The organism is Priestia sp. VA7 (assembly GCF_055710015.1).
This window is the reverse complement of the sequence record NZ_JBVQPN010000021.1, coordinates 1-18094: the sequence shown is the minus strand read 5'-3', so window position 1 is coordinate 18094 and position 18094 is coordinate 1. Positions and strand designations below refer to the sequence as shown.

The window sequence follows — 18094 nt, the reverse complement described above, 5'->3', positions numbered from 1 at the left end:
CCCAATATACGGGTAGTAATTTTCAAGCCATACTGAAAAAGTATGGTGCTGTTTCAAGTGTCAGCAGAAAAGGAAACCCCTACGATAATGCATTAATGGAATCTTTTTATAAGACCATAAAAAGAGAACTCATTCATGGTGCCAAATTTACAACACCAGAACAAGCTCGAAAAGAAGTATTTAAATATATAGAGCTCTATTACAATACCAAAAGAATGCATTCTTCTCTGCATTATCTTTCCCCTATTGAATACGAAAAAGCCTATTCATCATAGTATCTTAACTTAGTGTCCAATAAATATTGACAAGTCCAGTTCGAACAGTAGGTAAGAAATTAGGCACCTATTTAAATAAGGAATCTGTACCTGCAGCAGTCAACACGACGGATTATGTGAAGCAATTGATAAAGAAGAAAATGGAATACAAGGAGATATATGAACTTTCTCGACACTCTGTAAAAGAAGCTGTTAAAACATACCCAAATGTACAATTGTTATTAGACATTCACCGAGATGGTGAAATAAAGAACAGGCAGTTGACTACAACCAAAGTAGATGGCAAAAATGTTGCAACAGTCTTATTTATTATCTACAAAAACCAGCCCTATACAGATGAGAACACAAAATTGGCTATCGAGTTAGATAAAGCATTAAATGAACTTTATCCTGGCGTATCTAGAGGGGTTGTTCAAAAAGATAAAGGAATAGCTAGCGTCCCCTCCTATAATCAGGATCTACATGAGGGATCAATTATGGTGAACATTGGAGGAGTAGAAAATACATTAAAGGAAGAAACACGTACAGCAAAAATGCTAGCAAAGGCTATTAAAGTTGTCCTAAAGAAAAAAGCTAATTAACGTTTAAATGAACAAAAAGAAAGCCTTCTCCTATCAACAGGAGGCTTTCTTCTTGCTATATCAACTAGCATATTGAAGACAATATATACTTTTATTTAAGTAATTCTTTTTGATAACAAATGCATTCATGGACTCTTTTATATTCATTCATAAGTTTTTCCTTTTCGGTGCCTGTATAATGGGCAAATGCTTGAACTGGGTGTAAATCTTGCACTGAGCTATTAATCGCTTTCCGTATTTCCTTAGAGCTTTCAAGGAATACATGAAAATAAGAGGTCTTAGCTTCAAAACTGTTTTTTAGATACCAATTGTTTACCCAATCATCATCACGAGTCCATGCTTCGAGAAAAGTAACACCTAGTTTTCTAACTCGATTCTCTGCTTCACAAAGTAATTGATAGGCAATTCCTTTACGACGAAAGTCCGGATGAACAGCTATATGCCAAACCATACCTCCAAGATTGTTCCCTTTTTTAGAACAAATTGTTCCTGCCTGCATTTCACACTCAATATCGATAAGCCCTACCACCTGATTATTTTCTATAGCTACTAGTTCAACTGCCAAATTTTCATATTGTTCCTTCCTTGTAAGAACGTTATCAAAATATGCAGTATCTAAGAAAGCTAACACTCTACATCGGACCCAACCAATTTCATCTGTCCTCTTATAATCTCTTATATACAAGAAAATCCTCCTAAACACAAAAAACTTTTAATATAAAATTCTTTAAGAATTAGCTAATGTCCTTGTTGATTATGAAGACTTACTTACATATTAGAGAATTCCTTCTTTTCCTCATTGAGAAATGAAAAGAAAGGTAAAGTAAGAGCAAATAAAGAAGGAATGATAATTAAACTTCCAATCATTATATATAAGAGACGGATTCCAGATAGGTCAACTACCTGACCAGCAAATAAAACGCCTAGTGGCATAGTTAATCGTATCAAAAAAAGCCGAACAGAAAAAATTTGGCCCATTAACTCTGTAGGGATGGTTTTCTGATAAAGAGTAGTTTGATGAACATTAAAAAATGGGAAACATATACCTCCAAGAAATTCACATACAATAGCCAAAGGTATAAAATCCACAAACCCCAACAGAAGAAAAGATAATCCACCCATCAATAGTCCTGAGAGCATTATATACCTTCGTGCTCCTTTACTTCCCCATTTACCAACTAAGAAAGAGCCCACTACATACCCTAATGGAAATCCTCCCATAAACAAACCATACGTAAATGAAGTTCCTTTCAGTTCTTCTAAAACATAAGGAACATTAATAACCATAGTTACCCCAACACTAAATTGAACAAGAGAAGTAAAAAAACCTAGCCATATCAGTTGTTTTTGCTTAAAAAAATAACGATAACCAACTAGTACCTGCTTTAACCAAGGAATCTTTTGTTCTTGCTGTTTTAGCATAGGTTCTTTTAAATAAAACAAGCTAATGGTACTAAGTAGAAAAAGCATCCCTACGACTATATAAGTAGAGGAGGTTCCTAAATAAGCTGCTACAATGCCCCCTATTGTTGGTGCTAAAAAACTCATTGTTCGTACCGTTCCATCCATCCAAGCATTCATTTGCGTTAATTGATTTTCTGCCGCAATTGTAGGTAGCAAAGCTGAGGCAGCAGGAACATAGAGAGGTTGCAAGATTCCAAGAATCGCTTGAATCACAAATAGGCTCCATATCTCCATGTGACCGGAAAACATTAAAATTACAGGTGAAAAGAACACCATACTACGTATAACTTGGGAGCTTAACATGACGTGTTTTCGACTTACTCGATCAATCATAGGTCCTATAAAAAGTTGAACGAGTAAAGATGGAATGAAATAGGTTAGCCATAGTGTTCCCATTGCTGATTTTGATCCAGTTAGCTCATATAGCCATAAAGAGTTACACAAGGCACCTATCGCACCTCCAAGTTCAGAGATGCTTTCACCTATCCATAAATATAAAAAGGAACGGTTAGCAAGGACATGTGAAGGTTTCTTCACCTCATTATTTCCTTTCCAAAAAACGTTGTAGTTTTTCTTGGAGAGAATTAAGATTCTCAATTTGAATATAATACCGGGACTTGTGTACTTTCACAATCCAAGCAGCCCGAAGTAAAGCCAAATGATGATGAACAGTGGATTTAGGAATCGTAAGCTTTTTCGTTAATTCTTGAAGAGAATAATCTTTTTCGGTCAGTAATTTAATAATTTTTAATCTAGTTTCGTCTCCAAGAGCCTTATATCCATGAAGTAAAGCAGATGGTGGAGAATATGGATCTTCTATTTCATGAACATTCTCATCAGAAATGGGATAATAAAAGACTTTAACTCCTGGTAAAGTGGTTTCTACGCTCCAAGGACGATAAACATATTGAGGAATCAGTAAAACTTGATGGATGGATGGTTCCGGTTGATAATCAATGCCTGTCACATGCTTAACAAGTTCTTCTGATGTATAAGTTGAATAAAGAGCACGTTTTTGTTGAACATCTCGTTCTAACATGGCTGTAAATTCTGTATAGTTTGTTTCTATAACGGTCTTATACCAACCTTCAGAAATAATTTCTAAGTGTTTTTTTAATACATCAATGTCAACCGTTGAAATGTATTCAATATAGGCTGGAAAAAACTTATGGTGTTTGCAGCTGTTCATTAAAGAAGCAATTGCTTCTTCTTCCTTATGAGAAGCTTTTCTTCGAGTTTCTTCATGTTGAGAACCAATGTAAGGTAAACAACAACTTCGCATTTTACTTTCAGGTAGTTGATAAAGGAATTCAATGAAGTTCTGAAGTGAATAAAAGTGATTGGAATGGAGAAGTTGCAGCAAAGCAAACCACGTATTGTATTTATGGGTGTAGTCAAGCTCTTTCTGGACTGTAGAAGATAACTCGTTTTTAATACCCTCCCAATACCCCACTGGCTTCTCTAACGTATGATGAAAGTAAAAATATGTATAAGCAGCGATACCTAATCCCATTTCAAATAAAATCGAATATTTAATTTGTGTCGAATACGTTTCCCTCATAGAATTTAAATTCATTATTTTCATAAGCCATCTCTCCTTTCTTTATATTCTATATTTACAGAATATTAAATTCAATATTTTTCGAATATTTATATAAATCACTTCTTTATGTATCAAATTTCACTGCATGTCTAGTTACCAGAATTTACGTTCTCGGAATACAAAAAACCTTAGAAATCCACAGATTTCCAAGGTTTTATTTGTATTGATCACTATTACAATTTCTTTGCTCTTTTTAGTATATCGTCAACAAACTTCTTTTTCTTATTCGTATATGAAACAACATCATTCGGGTATTTGTTTGCAAGTTCCTCTTTTATGTTTATATACTCTATCTTTGCATCGAGATCTGATTGTAAATAATCTCTAAAGGAAATTTGATCTACCCATAGATTCTGATTATATATCATTACATGTAAAAAATGAGTGATTTTCTTTTCTTTGTACCTTGCAAAAACATGTTTACCATCAATAACTACTGGTACTTCAACATACCCAAGTGCCTTTACTTTTTCTTTTAATTCTATAATTACATCCAAAGAGCTAACACCAATTGCAATATCAATAATTGGTTTAGCAGAGAGGCCCACAATAGACGTACTTCCCACATGTTCAATTGCGATAATAAGTTCCTTTAATTGAGAAAATAACAATTCCCTCTCTTCGTCAAATAACTTACTCCATTTGTCATTATAAGGTTCGAGTTTTACTAAACCACGTTCGAGTCCTAACATTACAATTCTCCCCCTTAGTACCAGAAAGATAAATTACCTAAGCATTTCTTTTTAAGACATATCTAGGCGGTGCACCATACCCTTGTTCGGACTCAAAGTATGCAAGCTTTCCTGGAATACAGGAAATGATCGAAGGCATACCAAGACCTACTAAATGCTCCAAAGCAGATGATAATGGCATCTCTTTGCCATCTATATCTTCATCCCAGGAAATCACATAACACTGCTTAATAGGTCCATATTTCCTCAATAAGGTTTCTAAATCTTCTTTATTAAAGTTAGCTTTTGGAAGTTCAATTAAGTATTTCTTTCTTAGAGTAGTAGTATAGTTATGACAAAGTCGGCTTAGAGCATCTAGACGCTTCTTTGGAGAAGCCAATTCATGTAGGACTCTTTCCTGTATTCGTTTTTCAAAAAAAGCCTTAACAATTAGCTGTTCTTGTGTTCTGTTCATTTATTTGCCTCCCTATAGCCGCAATTACATAAATTCTTATTTCTTCAGCTAAAAGAAAACTCCTATATTGCTAGGCAACTTTAGTTAACATAAAACGTGTTATCGGAAATAATCTTGTAGTAAGAGAAGCTTATTTCATAAGGTCAATCCCAAAAGTTGAACATAACTTCCCCAACCGTCTTTGGTTTCCAATAAAAGATTTGCTCTAACTCACTGCTGTTCAGCTTATTTTTATTTTCTAGGCTTACTTCTCCTTTGCTTTTTCTTATATCTAAAGGTTCATTAAGTTCTTCTTTACTTAAAACTTTATAGAATGGCATAAAATCCTTTGATAAGACAAGATCATCAATAAAATTAATATGTTGAAATTCAACAGTAGAAGCAAAAGCTAAAAAAGGATAATGTGTATTGAGTAACACATAGATCTCTCGGTTAAAAATATCTACTTTTAACTTTAAAAAATTAGTTGCTAAATTTGCTTCATCAGTCTTTAATATTTTTCCATGATTTTTTCTAACCAAATTGAAGCATATATTTTTAAAATGGTTCTCATCTATGTCATTTGGTTTATTATCTATTGAACTATAAAAACCCGTTACTCCATTAGGAAGATTCATTAAGTGAATAACTCCTTTCAAAATGCTTAGATACGTATATTTTATATGTATAAAGGGTTCAATTCTAGTTACCATAATCCAGATTTTAGGAACCAAACAAAAACGCTATCCCTTGGACGACAAGGAATAGCACTACACTAAAATTTATCGTTTATGCAGTATTTTATACATCGTTGATTTATCGAGGTTTCAAGCCTTTGACAAATTACTCGTACTGAATAAAATCATGCATAAATTAAGCTTTTATATTGAACTTAAACTCTATTTCATTCTTTAAAATTTCTGCCCCTCTTGGACTTAACACTAAACCTTTTGCATACTCCTTATTTTGAGGGGTGATTTCACCTGTAATGACACATTCATTGTAATGCGTATATTTCTTTAGAATGATTTGATTCCCGTCAACAAAGATTTCTACAGGATCTTTTTCTTGAATAGAAAGAACCTTTCTTAGCTCAACTGGAATAACAACTCTTCCTAATTCATCTACTTTTCGTACAATACCTGTTGATTTCATTTCATATTCTCCTCTTCTTGCTGCAATATTCTACTTCATTTTATTTTCTATGAATGGATGTATCAATCCAACAAAGGAACCTTAAGTGCTTCTTCCTACATTATATAAATGGTACTCTATACATCTTCTGATACACCTTTTGTTTCTTCTTGCATCATTTTCTTATTCTTACGAATAAACGAAGGGATTTTGCTAAAATAGTGTCTCTTCACTTCACCATAAGGTATCCAGATTTCTTTTTCCTCAATAAGGTCATACACTTCATCTAAAATTTGATCTCGTTTCCTGGGGTGTAATTTGGTATGAGGATAGTTGATTGCACTAATATAGCGTTGTCTTAATTCATTCGTTATCCATTCTTTCTGCTTTTGCTTTAATGCTGAAAACTTTTTATTCGTTTGAATTAAGCGTCCATTTTGATAAACATGATTTTTCATATAGTTTTCCTCCTTTCTCTATAGTCATATATAAAATTCTTAAATCTTCATTTACCTAGTAGGCTTTTTTCTTAAATTGTTCCTTCACATAGGTGCAATTTCGTGTATGTTCACGGGAAAAGAAATGATCGTGTTTATAATGGACTCTGACTTCACAAGAAGGACAGATAAAAAAGCCCATTTTCAATTTATCTTTATTTACCTCATGTGCATAAAACTCCCCTGTAGCTTTAAACATTAACACGTGTTTAGCCTTTTCAATTTTTGCTCGCATAATCATATCCTCCTTCACCATATTTTTCATCTATTTCTATGATAAGGGCTATATGGAAAGAAGACAAAGAAAAACAGCATCCCGTAATAAAAACGAGATGCTGCCTAATTATTAGTTATTTTTTAACTTGTATCCTTTAAACGTATATCCATAAACATTAGTGAGATCAACAAAGCTCTTATAGGAATAAGTGATAGCAACCGGTGTGCCTACTTGAACTTTATCATAAAGCTTTTCAACATCTGTATTGTGCATTCTGACGCAGCCTTGACTAACATATTTTCCAATGCTGTTTTCATTGTTGTTGCCATGAATACCGTATGTATCGCCATACGTACCGTTTGCATTTAATCCTAACCAACGTTTTCCTAACGGATTGCGAGGATCGCCCCCAGGAATATGTCCTGTATAATAAGGACGGTTTTTAATCTTGTTCACGACTTTAAAAAAGCCAACGGGTGTTTTGTCCCATGTTTTTCCCGTTGCTACTGGATTAACGATTTCAATATAGCCATTATGAAAATACGCAAGCTTATTGTAGTACTTGTTAATAATAATCAAATCTTGATTTGCAGATTTGCTTGCAGCTTCTGTTTTCCCCTGATTTACTCCACATAATGCGACCATTAATAAGGTAAGAACGGTCATTGATTTCATAAAAATGTTCTTCATAAAAACTCTCCTCTTTTTTTATATTTTTATAGGAAACGAAAAAAGCACCTTCCAATTAAGAAAGATGCTTTTTCGTCACAATTATTTATAAATAAAAACCTAGTTAATCTACGACTTTGATATGCAGAGAAACGCTCTCTGAGGAAATTAACTTTTGTTTTACGTATAACTGCCCATTCGATGCAAATTTGAGCACTTTAAAAACGTTTGTTAATCAATATTTAGAAAGTAATCAAAGTCACTTGTTATTTGAACTACATATTCCACTTCATGACTATGATTTTCCTTGAGTATACGATCATTTACTTTTTTTCCTGATTCATAATAATAGTTACTTAAAAATCTCATTGCTCCTTCTTTATCTCTGTAATAATCACCCTCCGGACTTTCGACTTTCTGGAAGTCACCTTGAAAGTAAATTTCAGGTTCTACACCTTTTTTATCACTTTTAGGGTATTTAAATAATCCTGCTTTTTGATAATACATCAATATCTCTTCTTTGCTTAGTCTGGTAGATAGCCTTACTGACGCAATAACTCCCCAATAACCACCACTACCACGAACAAGATGTTTTCCATTAGCTTGCTCATTTTCAATAACTTTTGTTTTAGGTGGAAGGGGATATTTAAATAATTGTTCAGCAAAATCATTGGAGATCCTGTCCTTATCAGTCCAATTTGTCAATCCTAGAACTAATACTACAATCAATATTATGGCTACTAAAAGCAGCATACCTAACTTGCTACATAGTGTTTTTCTTATAAAATCCATATACAAGAGACCTCTTCTGCTGCGTTTTACTGGTTTAGATTTCTACATTTACTTACTGATTTTTTCTGTATGGCGACAATCTGGAAAAGAGGAACAGCCAAAAAAACGCGTGCCGTTTCCATCTCGTACCACTAGGTCTTGACCACATTTCGGACATTTACGAGGTTCGGGTGTAATGTTTTCAAAGATTTCTCGTGCCTTAAAAACTGGATTTACCTCATTAATAAACTTTTGAAGATCTGCACGATCTACTAAGGTCACATCACATGCAGCTGCAAGCTCTTTGGCCTGTTTCGTGAAATAACTATTAGTTACGACCCATGCTTGATTCGCTTTATAATAGGCTTTTGCTGCATACACTTCTTGTACAGCTGAAAGACTGACCCTATTCTTAGCACTATACCGTTTGGCTTGAATCACAACTCTTTCTTTGCCTTTCATTACTAGGTCAGCTCCAAAATCACCTGATTTTGGCGTTATCTGCGGCTTGTATCCTAGTTGTTGAAAAAGCGCTCGCACATATACCTCAAATTGATACCCATCCATTTTATCAATATAGGGCATGCCCGATTGGGCTAACTCTTTCATATACCTCCGTTCACGAATCACACGGTAAGCAAATGTAGAAAGTTTAAATAAAATCATGATAAGAAAAAGATAAAACATACTTTGAAACACCTTATCCATTCATTGAAAGCTCCTGTTCTGTTTGTTTATTCCGGAGACGTGATGCCACAGGTTGAATGGTTTTTCCATTCTTCTTTAATTGCTCGTTCCAATCTTTCGCTCCTTTTGGAATATCTGCTTTTACTAAATCAGCATTAACGATTTGGTTCATTTTGTCAATAAATTCTTTTCCTGCTTGGTCATTATCGACAGCTAACACCATTTCTTGAATGCTTAAGCCTTCTCTTCGAGCTTCGATATAAGATTGAGCAACAGTTTTAGGCTTTAATCCATTCATACTAATAAGGCGTGTATTCTGCAATTGAGTCTCCTGTATACTCCAATAAGAAAGAAGGTCAATTGGGCTTTCAAAGAAATGAATCTTGTTTGGGCGACCAACGTCAATTGAAAAGCCTGTATGTGGGTTATCGTTCGGTAAGACTTGCTTAAAAGAACCTCGTTTATTTTTTAGTGAAGCTGTTCCTTGACGATCCGCCCCAATCACATTTCCTTTGCCTCCATGTTCACGCCACTTAAACACGACATTGTTCCGTTTGTCCTGGGCGATTAAATCTTTTTGAAGGAGCCAGTCAACTAGTCGAGGATCTATTTTACGCTCTTTTATGAGATAATCTTTTACTTTGCTTTGATCCTTTACCTCTAACTCTTTTGGGTAGCGAAAAGGCTCTTTTGATGGTGATACTGACGGTTGCTCATGTGACTGAGAAAGCTCTTTATAATCGCCTTTGTTGATATCTAATACAGCTTGTGGAAAAGACATCCCATAATACATCTGAGCGAAACTGATCGCCCCGTATCCTGTCTTATTCCGGCTATTCCAAGCGTACATATTGCCTTTGATGAGCAAGCTATCATGTTCTGTATGACGGTAATACTTGCCCTCTTTCACAAAGGTCTCGCCTTTTGCTTCCAGATACGACAACAAATCAACATCTCGCGCTTTCATAACCTCCCCCTCATTGACGTGTTTTCGTTCTCCCACCTAATCCCTCCCTCACTTCACCATATGAAAAAAGAGAGCTTTTCAGCCCCCTTACTTTTCCAATCTTTTGCCATTTTTAGCGTTCTATTTCTTTCGTTTCTTTCCGTTTTTTTTGAAGAGTTTGCTCCAGTATTCCATGCGGAAAATTTGGTGAATACATTTTGCAGCTTTTCACCACTAGTATTAGCCCATATTGCATAAGAAAAAGCAGAGGATACTGTAACCTCTACTTTTTTGCATTTAATTTTATTAAGTTACATGTAGATAGTGGATAAAGCTTGTTAATTTTGAAGAAGAAACCTTTAACTAGCTCCTTTATTCTCTACCTGAAGCAACTGATCCATATTCCTTATCAGGTAGAGCAATTATATCTGTATGTTTAGGTATATGACCCAATAAACGTAACATGGCTACAATTTGCCCCTTATGGTGGAACTCATGTGTAATTGTATGCATGAGTAATTGTCGAGGTGTCTTTCTTATACTACCAACCTCTGGTCTCCAAACAAGTTCTCTCTCAATAATGTCATCGAAGTTATCACTAAATTGTTCGAATAAAGCATCTACATATGCATCTGCTTGGTCAAAGTAAAGTTGAATATCACTTATCTGCATAGTATTGGTTACTTTTTTTGTTAAAAGAGGCGATTTTGCTTGTAAAAGAACAAAAGCGCCAAGCCAAGCATGGTAGCAACCTGCAATATGAATCAAAGAATCTCTTACACTCTGAGAACCAAATCCTAGTTCTTTTGTAAAGTCATCATCATTTAACTCCTTACATTGTGCTAATAAGATTTGACGTGTTTGCTTTACCCATTCGTACTCTTGTTTTTCCATACTCTCTACTCCTTTATTTGAATATTCCCACTTATATTATATATGTTCATTTTACAGCAAATAAGAAAAACCAACACTAATAGAAATTTAGAGAATGGATGTACTTGTCTTTTTTTCTTTTAAAATAGGTTTCTCTTTTTCTAGGATTCTTTCGCCAAATAATTCCATCTATCATACCCTCCTTGTAACTTTTAAATAATCTCTACTCAAAATATTAGTACCACTTACAAATAATCAGAAAGAGCACGTTTCGAAAAATATAAACGAAAACATGCTCTTAATTAAATAAAGTAAGGATTTAAATAAAATATGGATCATTTAAATCATTATTATTAATCACTACATCTGCGCTTAATTGTGGTTGATGTTCATTTAAATAGATTTTTGACGCTGCATGATACCTTTTAATAAACATTTTCTCGGCTTTTCATAGCTTCCAAAAGTTTGCTCTTCTCGTTTGGCCCCTCTTTCCCTAGCTAATTCAAAGTCAGTACTAACGAATATTTTAAAATCATATAGGTTGCATAATTGCTTTTTAAAGAGAAAAGTTCCATCTACAATTAAAATCATGTCCTTAGTTGCTAGTTGAATAGTGGGTTTAACATATTGATCTGTCGCTAAATCTAAAGAAGCTGCTTGATAATGACCGTTACCCTTAGGTCCTAAGGGAATTAAAAGCTTATGCTTAAATGATTCATAATCATGGGCATCTTGGTAATAGCCAAGAGCTGACTCTTTTCCCTGACGGTAACGAATAGATCTCGAGTTATGAAAATAATCTACACTTGTTCTAATCACATTCTTTCCCCTATTTTGAAGTTCCTCAGTGAGTTCATTAGCAAGCATTGTCTTTCCTGAGGATGTAATTCCACTAATTCCTACTCGTATAGGGTGTCTTGTCTTTAAGTCCAATACTTCATTAGCTAATTCAGAAATAAGTTATTCTATACATATTTAGTTAACATAATACCTCTTTCCAGTAATCAAAAAAGCCCTTAGAATTTGTTTAAATTCGATGGTCTTGGAATATAGCATAGTCGTTATTATATTACATTTGGTTTCGATCTATCTTTTTTCCTCAAACCATTACGAATCATGGAAACTAAAAACATTAACAAGGGTATAAGCAGATGAAAACCCATGAAATAATAGTGCAAAATATCATGACCTTCCTCTAAATGTTCTGAAAAACTGGAGGCCATGGTCATGGATAAAAAGATGACAATTCCCCCGATTGGTAAAAGAATTTGTTGACGATTGTTTAACTTGAATAAATCCACTATTCCGATGACGGCCCCATACAAAAAGATAGAGACTTTAAAAAACACCGTAAGCAACATCGTAAACACAACAACTGCATCAAGTCTTTCTATAAAATCTAAAAGGTTCACCTTTCCAATGGTTACTAACGTTGGAAAAACGGATCTCTTTGTTACATCAACACTAAGAACAGCAATATTTAAGCTTGCTGTCCAACTTAAGATCAGACCACTTGAAACGATGGCAGATAGCCATACTCTTTTCACTAATTTAGGTCTGTTTAAATGAGGAAGCAACATCGTAAAGGCAATCATTTCACCAAAAGGAAAAAAGAAAACGTCTCGAAAAGCCACCTTTAAAGGTAGTTTCCATCCATTTTCAAGAAAGGGCTGCAACTTATGAAAATCAGCATTCCCTGAAATAAAAATAAAGAAGTTTCCTGCCATCCCCAAGAACAGCAAGACAACAATAAATACTTCTGCTGTTCTTCCTAACACTTCAATACCTAAATAAAGAACATAACATATTACAAGAACCAGTGAGAAATTGACAGCTAATAATGGGGTCTCTGTCAATGTTGATGAGACTAGTAAATCGCCAAAGTCACGTGCATTTCTAGCAGACATATACAAAAAAATTAGGACGTATAACAAACCAATGATCCATCCTAAATATTTACCAAATATTTTCCTTGCATATCCAGTAAGAGGGAGAGTTGAATATTGACGGAATAAAGAGTAATAGATGAAAAATAAAACCATCCCCATGCACATCCCCAAAAGGATAGCAAGCCAAGCATCTTTTTGTGCGTTTATTCCATAAGCTACGATTAATGCAGTTCCTAGGTTGAAAATAAACATCATGGCAAATAATTGAATAACACTAACTTTGGCTTTCTCCATTGTTTAAGGTATCCTCCTCTTTATCAATTACGTGGATGAGTATGTGTATGTTTATTAAGTGAGTGCTGCTAAAATACATTTAGTCTATTTATTCATCCTATCCTACTTTCTATTTTTAATACTTTTAAGGGTTGAGAAATGCATACTATATGCAACGTTAGTTTACATAAACATTCTTATAGGTAGTTATAACAAATAAAAAAGGTAAGCCATTAACTAAGGCTTACCTTTCTATTAACCATGTAGTTGTTCGTGAGTATCTATTTTTTCCTTTTGCAAAACCTTATGAGGTTCAGGCAGTAACAAGTTTAAAATAGCTGCTCCTGCTAAGATCATAATTGAAAGATAAAAAGAAATATTATAACTACCTGTTTCGTTATAAAATAAACCTGGTAAATAGGCGCCCAATGCTGATCCTATTTGATGGCTAAGGAATAACCACCCTAAAATAAAACCAATGGAGTATTCTTTAAAATATTGAGTAGCTATTAATTGAGTTGGAGCTACAGTTGCAAAGTCAACTAATCCAAATAATACTGCAAAAATAAGCAATAGTGCAGAATTATGACTGTACAAGAGAATACAAATAGATATTGCCCTCATTCCATATAAAAAGAATAACATTTTGCGACTACTCCAGTGATCAGCCACAATACCAGATAGTAAGATACCTATAATATTAAACCCAGCAAGTATACTTACGGCAGCACTAGTAACACTTGTTGAAAATCCGTGATCATGTGAAAAAGGAATAAGATGCGTATCCATTAATCCTGTAGTAGTGAAACCACAGATAGCAAAAGGTAAGATTAAAAACCAAAACTCTCTTTTTAGAAAGACATTCCATATTGAAAAGTTTGTGTTTAAAGATTTTTTTTCGACTGTACCTTCTTCTACGATTTCGCCCCCAATAGGAACTAGACCTTTCTCATTAGGATGATTCCGTAAAAATAAAAGGATGATAGGAAAGACAATAAGCAATAAAAAGGCGCCTAATATAACAACTGTCATTTTCCAATTGAGCCAATGAATTAACATGAGAGATCCTGGGACAAGAAGCATTTGTCCAGCACCAAAACCAGCTTCCATAATTCCAAACGCAAGTCCACGTTTTTCGTTAAACCAATTGGTCACAACCACTGTTGCGGCCACATTGGAGGCTCCTCCCACGCCGAGAGAAACCATAATTCCGTAAAGAAAGAATAATTGCCAGGGAGAAGTTACAAAAGATGTGAGAAAAATACTTATACCTACTAGAAAAGTGCTAAAGGATAAAATGAGCCGAGCACCTAATTTATCTACGAGCCTTCCAACAAGTGGTTGAGACAGCCCATAAGTAATAAAACTCAATGTTGAAATAAGAGAAATGGTTCCTCTATCCATTGAGAAATCTGTTTCCCAAGGCTCAACAAAAGCTCCAAATGAAAGACGAACACCTTGAACAGCTAAAAAGGTCAAAAATGTAACAAAAACAATAATCCAAGCGTAATGAAATGTTCTTTTCATATATTCTCCTCAACTAAAAGTGATTATTTTTCCCTCAGCTCTAAATCCCAGCGTTCTTCTATTAAAGTAGCTCCCCACAAGGATTTTTTCTCTTGCACTTCCTTTATTTCAAACCCAAATTTTTCATATAGTAGTCTAGCTGTCACCATATCACTAACGGTCCAAAGAAAAAGGCGTTCATAATCAAGTTCTTTACAGTATTGAACTAGAGAGTTAATAAGTTGACTCCCTATTCCTTTTTTGTGAAATGACGGATTTACTAAGAACCATCTTAACTGTCCTACCTTATTGCCATCATTCACTAAGCCAATACAGCCTGCAAACTCGCGATTTATTTCTGCTATCCAGATTCTTTCTATATCAGCATTAAAGGTCTCCTGAAGATATGATAAAAAGCTGTTATCCCATTTATGTACTTGATTATAAAATAGCCATTGTTGTTCAATCATGTTGTTAATATCATCAGAGGTATAATAGCTTCTAACAGAAACAGCTTCTTCCCCTTTTTCTTTAAATGACGTAGAAAGAATTTCTTGTATGGTATTCATTGAGGCTACAAGCTTTTGTTGTTGATCATGGTCCAAGCTTCCAAGAATATATTCTACTTGCTGATTAGCTTTTTTCTCCAATTCTTTATAAATCAATTCCCCATAACTGGTTACATATAAAAGATGATTACGTCCATCGTCTTTACACTTTTGCTTATAAATCAATTTTTCTTTTTCGAATTTTTTGATAATTCTACTTACATAACCGCCATCTAAGTCTAATCTTTCTTGAATGTTTTTAGCTGTACAATTATTAGTGTTATAAATTTCAAATAGAATACGAGTTTCTGTTAAAGAAAACGGACTATCATAGATATGTTCATTTAAAAAGCCTAAAATATCTGTGTAAAACCGGTTGAACTTCCTAAATTCAAGGCCACAATTACTCTGTACATTGATCATTTTTACACCTCTTTTAAATAATATAAACGTAATTATTTACCAATTCTAACCTTAACACTTGCCTAAGTCAACTATTTTCCTTAGATTCTATTCTTTTAACAAAGGAATACGATATACAAACTTACCCGACTTAATTAGAAAAGGGTAATCTATTAATAAAGTATAAGTGACAAGAATAGGTAAGTTATGTTAACTGGGCGCGAATATTTTGAAGCACTAGAGGTAACTAAATTCTATTCTTCTCTCCCCCATAGGTGGTATAATATGGATGATTGTATTAGTGAAAGGGGAGAAAGAGATGAACAAACTTGTATTCAAGCAATTTGAAATTGGAAGAGAGTACTTCCTCAAAATCATAGGAGCTGTTTCGGAGGATCAAACTGATGTGCAGCCAGATGGTTTTAACAACACAATCCATTGGCATACAGGTCACGTTTTGACAGTTACTGAACAAACTATGTTTGGTTTTCCTCATGCAACAACCCATCTTCCAGCAAACTATATGGAATTGTTCGGAAATGGTACGAAACCAGCCGATTGGACAGGGGATGTACCTACTGTGGAGGAGCTCAAGATCCAACTAAAAGACCAATTGGCTCGTATTCAGCAAATTCCTGCTGAACAGCTAAACAATAACTTGGAAAAGCCATTTCTGGGATGTAAAACCTTTGGAGAGCTGGCGGGTGTTACACTGATGCACGAAGCAACTCATATGGGCCAAATTCAGGCAATGAAGCGAATAATTGAACATGTGGGTGTAAAAAATTGAATTTTTAAAAATGATATAACAAAGTTATCTGAAGTAATAAAGCCTATATATTTTTTATATAGGCTTTAGCAGTTCATCGTTATATTGAAGCCGAAACTTTTTGTTTTCTTCTCAAGTTTAAGAAGCCAGAAGCTGTTAAAACGCCCAAAATAACTAACCACGTACCTATTACTTGAGGTAAGGTAATAAGTGTACCAGTTAAAATAGAAAGGATCATAGTAACGACTGGAACTAAATTAAAAAATAAAGATGTATTACTTGCGCCAATCGTAGCCATTCCCTTATTCCACCACAGATAGCCTAATACACTTGTAAATAGAGCCATAAAGAGAATAGCTCCCCAAGCTGACCATGTAACGTGAGACAAGGGCTGAGGGCTTGGTGAAAAAGCTGTTAAGATGACAAGGCAAAGAGAACCCACAATCATTGTATAAGTAGTTGTCTCCATTGAAGAACTACCATTCAAATATTTTCTCCCTAATACACCATATAAGGCCCAACATAAGTTCCCTGCTAATATTAGTAAATCACCTTTAGAAATAGACAGTGTTTGAATAATTTCTAATGAACCTTGCGTAAGGACAAGAATAACGCCTACTAAGGCAAAGGATATACCCAGCATTTGCTGTTTTGTAATGGGATTCTTTAAAATAAAATAAGCAAAAAGTGCAGTTACTAGAGGGTTAGTTCCCATGATGAGAGCTCCGTTTAAAGGTGAAGTGTATTGCATTCCTAAAAAGAAAAAGGCATTGAACCCAAAAATTCCTATGATGCCAAGTAAGATATACATTTTCCAATGGATCTTAAGGGTTTTTGACTTTATTTGTTTTTGCAATCCTAATATCAGAACCATAACAAGTGCAGCAATCCCAAACCGCCATGCGGCAGCACTTGCAGGCGAGAAATAGTGAACAGCATATTTAGCCAAATTGAACGTAGCACCTGTGAAGATAGCAAAACCTATTAACATAAGGTATATTCTACTTTTCATCTTTCAAATCTCCAATCATTGTTTCATACGTCTCTAATTTCTCTTTTGTCAGATTCATAACTGTTTCAATCTCTTGTTTTTGCCTTTCTAGAAGAAGTAAGTGTTTGTTTAAAATATCCGCCCTCGTTTGAACCTTTTTTAATTGAATGGCAGCAGAGTCGATGTTTTCTAGGAGACATCCATCCTTTAAAAATTCCTGGATATCTTCCAAAGACATCCCTGTTTGTTTTAACATTTTCATAAATTTAAGAAGGCGAATTTCACCTTCTGTATATCTTCTTTTTCCACCTTTTCTTAATGGTGAAGTTAATAACCCAATCTTTTCATAATAACGTAATGTATGAGCTGTGAACCCAGTTTTCATAGCAACTTCAGATATACTATACATTTCCATTTCCTCCTTTCTTTACATGTTACAACTTAGAGTTAGCTCTAAGTCAACGATTAATTTGTAAAAAAAAGCCCAGATTTTTTCTGATCCTCTTAGTTTAATTACCATAATGTTACTTCTAGGCACCAAAAAAGGCTTTTTTTAGATCCTTTTTTAGTAATTAGGTATAGCCTCAAAGGTGATAATATCTTCAATTTCATACTCAATATATAAAATCTCAAGATTAATGAGTGAACATTAGAAAGAGCAAATTAATTTAAGTTTAAAGTGCCTTTATTCGGATAATATAATAAATAAACTAGGTTTAATTATAATCTGGTTTATTTTCTATATTGTAGGAGGCAACAAAAATGGAACACGGTAAAGTAAAATGGTTTAATGCTGACAAAGGTTTCGGATTTATCGAGCGCGAAGGTGGAGAAGATGTGTTTGTTCATTTCTCAGCTATTCAAGGGGAAGGTT

The 18094-nt window shown here is 34.3% G+C and carries 23 protein-coding genes and 1 pseudogene; 4 read left to right on the top strand and 20 right to left on the bottom strand.

Annotated features, from left to right (window positions below; genetic code table 11):
* Positions 1-275 (top strand): IS3 family transposase (locus AC0C45_RS29495; protein ID WP_472929285.1); only part of this gene is annotated, 275 nt, incomplete at its 5' end.
* A 26-nt stretch (positions 276-301) separates the two neighbouring features.
* A complete protein-coding gene (spoIIP, locus tag AC0C45_RS29490; RefSeq protein WP_472929284.1) occupies positions 302-856 on the top strand; it encodes a stage II sporulation protein P in 555 nt (184 codons plus the stop codon).
* A 91-nt stretch (positions 857-947) separates the two neighbouring features.
* Here the strand turns inward: spoIIP and AC0C45_RS29485 are convergent, their stop codons facing one another.
* The 18 genes and pseudogenes from AC0C45_RS29485 to AC0C45_RS29400 all read right to left on the bottom strand — a co-directional run bounded on the left by AC0C45_RS29485 (position 948) and on the right by AC0C45_RS29400 (position 15481).
* Entirely contained in the window at positions 948-1541 is a 594-nt protein-coding gene (locus AC0C45_RS29485) for a GNAT family N-acetyltransferase (protein WP_306437947.1), read from the bottom strand.
* A gap of 83 nt (positions 1542-1624) precedes the next feature.
* Positions 1625-2857: an MFS transporter gene (locus AC0C45_RS29480; RefSeq protein ID WP_237894099.1), complete on the bottom strand. Its 1233-nt coding sequence runs from the start codon at positions 2855-2857 to the stop codon at positions 1625-1627.
* Between the two features lie 4 nt (positions 2858-2861).
* The gene (locus AC0C45_RS29475; protein WP_472929283.1) at positions 2862-3905 is read right to left on the bottom strand and encodes an ArsR/SmtB family transcription factor; all 1044 of its coding nucleotides are present in this window, start codon (positions 3903-3905) and stop codon (positions 2862-2864) included.
* Between the two features lie 191 nt (positions 3906-4096).
* The gene (locus AC0C45_RS29470) at positions 4097-4615 is read right to left on the bottom strand and encodes a GrpB family protein (RefSeq protein WP_237894101.1); all 519 of its coding nucleotides are present in this window, start codon (positions 4613-4615) and stop codon (positions 4097-4099) included.
* 37 nt (positions 4616-4652) lie between these two features.
* Entirely contained in the window at positions 4653-5069 is a 417-nt protein-coding gene (locus tag AC0C45_RS29465) for a hypothetical protein (protein ID WP_237894102.1), read from the bottom strand.
* A 143-nt stretch (positions 5070-5212) separates the two neighbouring features.
* Positions 5213-5686 (bottom strand): hypothetical protein, encoded by a 474-nt coding sequence (locus AC0C45_RS29460; RefSeq protein ID WP_237894103.1) that lies wholly within the window; start codon positions 5684-5686, stop codon positions 5213-5215.
* 235 nt (positions 5687-5921) lie between these two features.
* Positions 5922-6203: an AbrB/MazE/SpoVT family DNA-binding domain-containing protein gene (locus AC0C45_RS29455; RefSeq protein WP_237894104.1), complete on the bottom strand. Its 282-nt coding sequence runs from the start codon at positions 6201-6203 to the stop codon at positions 5922-5924.
* A gap of 116 nt (positions 6204-6319) precedes the next feature.
* Entirely contained in the window at positions 6320-6640 is a 321-nt protein-coding gene (locus AC0C45_RS29450; RefSeq protein WP_237894105.1) for a hypothetical protein, read from the bottom strand.
* Positions 6641-6695: 55 nt separating this feature from the next.
* Positions 6696-6914 (bottom strand): hypothetical protein, encoded by a 219-nt coding sequence (locus tag AC0C45_RS29445; RefSeq protein ID WP_237894106.1) that lies wholly within the window; start codon positions 6912-6914, stop codon positions 6696-6698.
* A gap of 111 nt (positions 6915-7025) precedes the next feature.
* Positions 7026-7586, bottom strand: a complete 561-nt coding sequence (locus AC0C45_RS29440; protein WP_237894107.1) for a L,D-transpeptidase — start codon at positions 7584-7586, stop codon at positions 7026-7028.
* 210 nt (positions 7587-7796) lie between these two features.
* Positions 7797-8357: a hypothetical protein gene (locus tag AC0C45_RS29435; protein ID WP_257064964.1), complete on the bottom strand. Its 561-nt coding sequence runs from the start codon at positions 8355-8357 to the stop codon at positions 7797-7799.
* 48 nt (positions 8358-8405) lie between these two features.
* Positions 8406-9044 (bottom strand): restriction endonuclease, encoded by a 639-nt coding sequence (locus AC0C45_RS29430; RefSeq protein ID WP_472929282.1) that lies wholly within the window; start codon positions 9042-9044, stop codon positions 8406-8408.
* Positions 9037-9990 carry a DUF3991 and TOPRIM domain-containing protein gene (locus tag AC0C45_RS29425; RefSeq protein WP_237894110.1) on the bottom strand — a complete coding sequence of 318 codons (954 nt, stop codon included), beginning with the start codon at positions 9988-9990 and terminating at the stop codon, positions 9037-9039. Before AC0C45_RS29425 ends, AC0C45_RS29430 begins: the two co-directional genes overlap by 8 nt.
* Before the next feature lie 351 nt (positions 9991-10341).
* Positions 10342-10863 (bottom strand): DinB family protein, encoded by a 522-nt coding sequence (locus AC0C45_RS29420; protein ID WP_472929281.1) that lies wholly within the window; start codon positions 10861-10863, stop codon positions 10342-10344.
* Between the two features lie 298 nt (positions 10864-11161).
* A pseudogene (locus AC0C45_RS29415) lies at positions 11162-11799 on the bottom strand (hypothetical protein).
* A gap of 107 nt (positions 11800-11906) precedes the next feature.
* The gene (locus tag AC0C45_RS29410) at positions 11907-13025 is read right to left on the bottom strand and encodes a GerAB/ArcD/ProY family transporter (protein WP_034651784.1); all 1119 of its coding nucleotides are present in this window, start codon (positions 13023-13025) and stop codon (positions 11907-11909) included.
* A gap of 234 nt (positions 13026-13259) precedes the next feature.
* Positions 13260-14531 carry an MFS transporter gene (locus AC0C45_RS29405; RefSeq protein ID WP_171777193.1) on the bottom strand — a complete coding sequence of 424 codons (1272 nt, stop codon included), beginning with the start codon at positions 14529-14531 and terminating at the stop codon, positions 13260-13262.
* Between the two features lie 23 nt (positions 14532-14554).
* On the bottom strand, positions 14555-15481 hold the full coding sequence (locus tag AC0C45_RS29400) for a bifunctional helix-turn-helix transcriptional regulator/GNAT family N-acetyltransferase (RefSeq protein WP_034651780.1): 927 nt from the start codon (positions 15479-15481) through the stop codon (positions 14555-14557).
* 298 nt (positions 15482-15779) lie between these two features.
* Here AC0C45_RS29400 and AC0C45_RS29395 point away from each other — a divergent pair, with 298 nt between their 5' ends.
* Complete coding sequence (locus AC0C45_RS29395; protein ID WP_034655141.1) at positions 15780-16250, top strand: DinB family protein; 471 nt, start codon at positions 15780-15782, stop codon at positions 16248-16250.
* A 79-nt stretch (positions 16251-16329) separates the two neighbouring features.
* Here the strand turns inward: AC0C45_RS29395 and AC0C45_RS29390 are convergent, their stop codons facing one another.
* Both AC0C45_RS29390 and AC0C45_RS29385 read right to left on the bottom strand, forming a co-directional pair.
* On the bottom strand, positions 16330-17241 hold the full coding sequence (locus AC0C45_RS29390) for a DMT family transporter (protein WP_034651778.1): 912 nt from the start codon (positions 17239-17241) through the stop codon (positions 16330-16332).
* On the bottom strand, positions 17231-17629 hold the full coding sequence (locus AC0C45_RS29385; protein WP_237892299.1) for a MerR family transcriptional regulator: 399 nt from the start codon (positions 17627-17629) through the stop codon (positions 17231-17233). Before AC0C45_RS29385 ends, AC0C45_RS29390 begins: the two co-directional genes overlap by 11 nt.
* Before the next feature lie 353 nt (positions 17630-17982).
* On the opposite strand from AC0C45_RS29385, the gene AC0C45_RS29380 reads away from it, so the two are divergent.
* A partial coding sequence (locus AC0C45_RS29380) for a cold-shock protein (RefSeq protein WP_335525278.1) occupies positions 17983-18094 on the top strand: 112 nt, incomplete at its 3' end.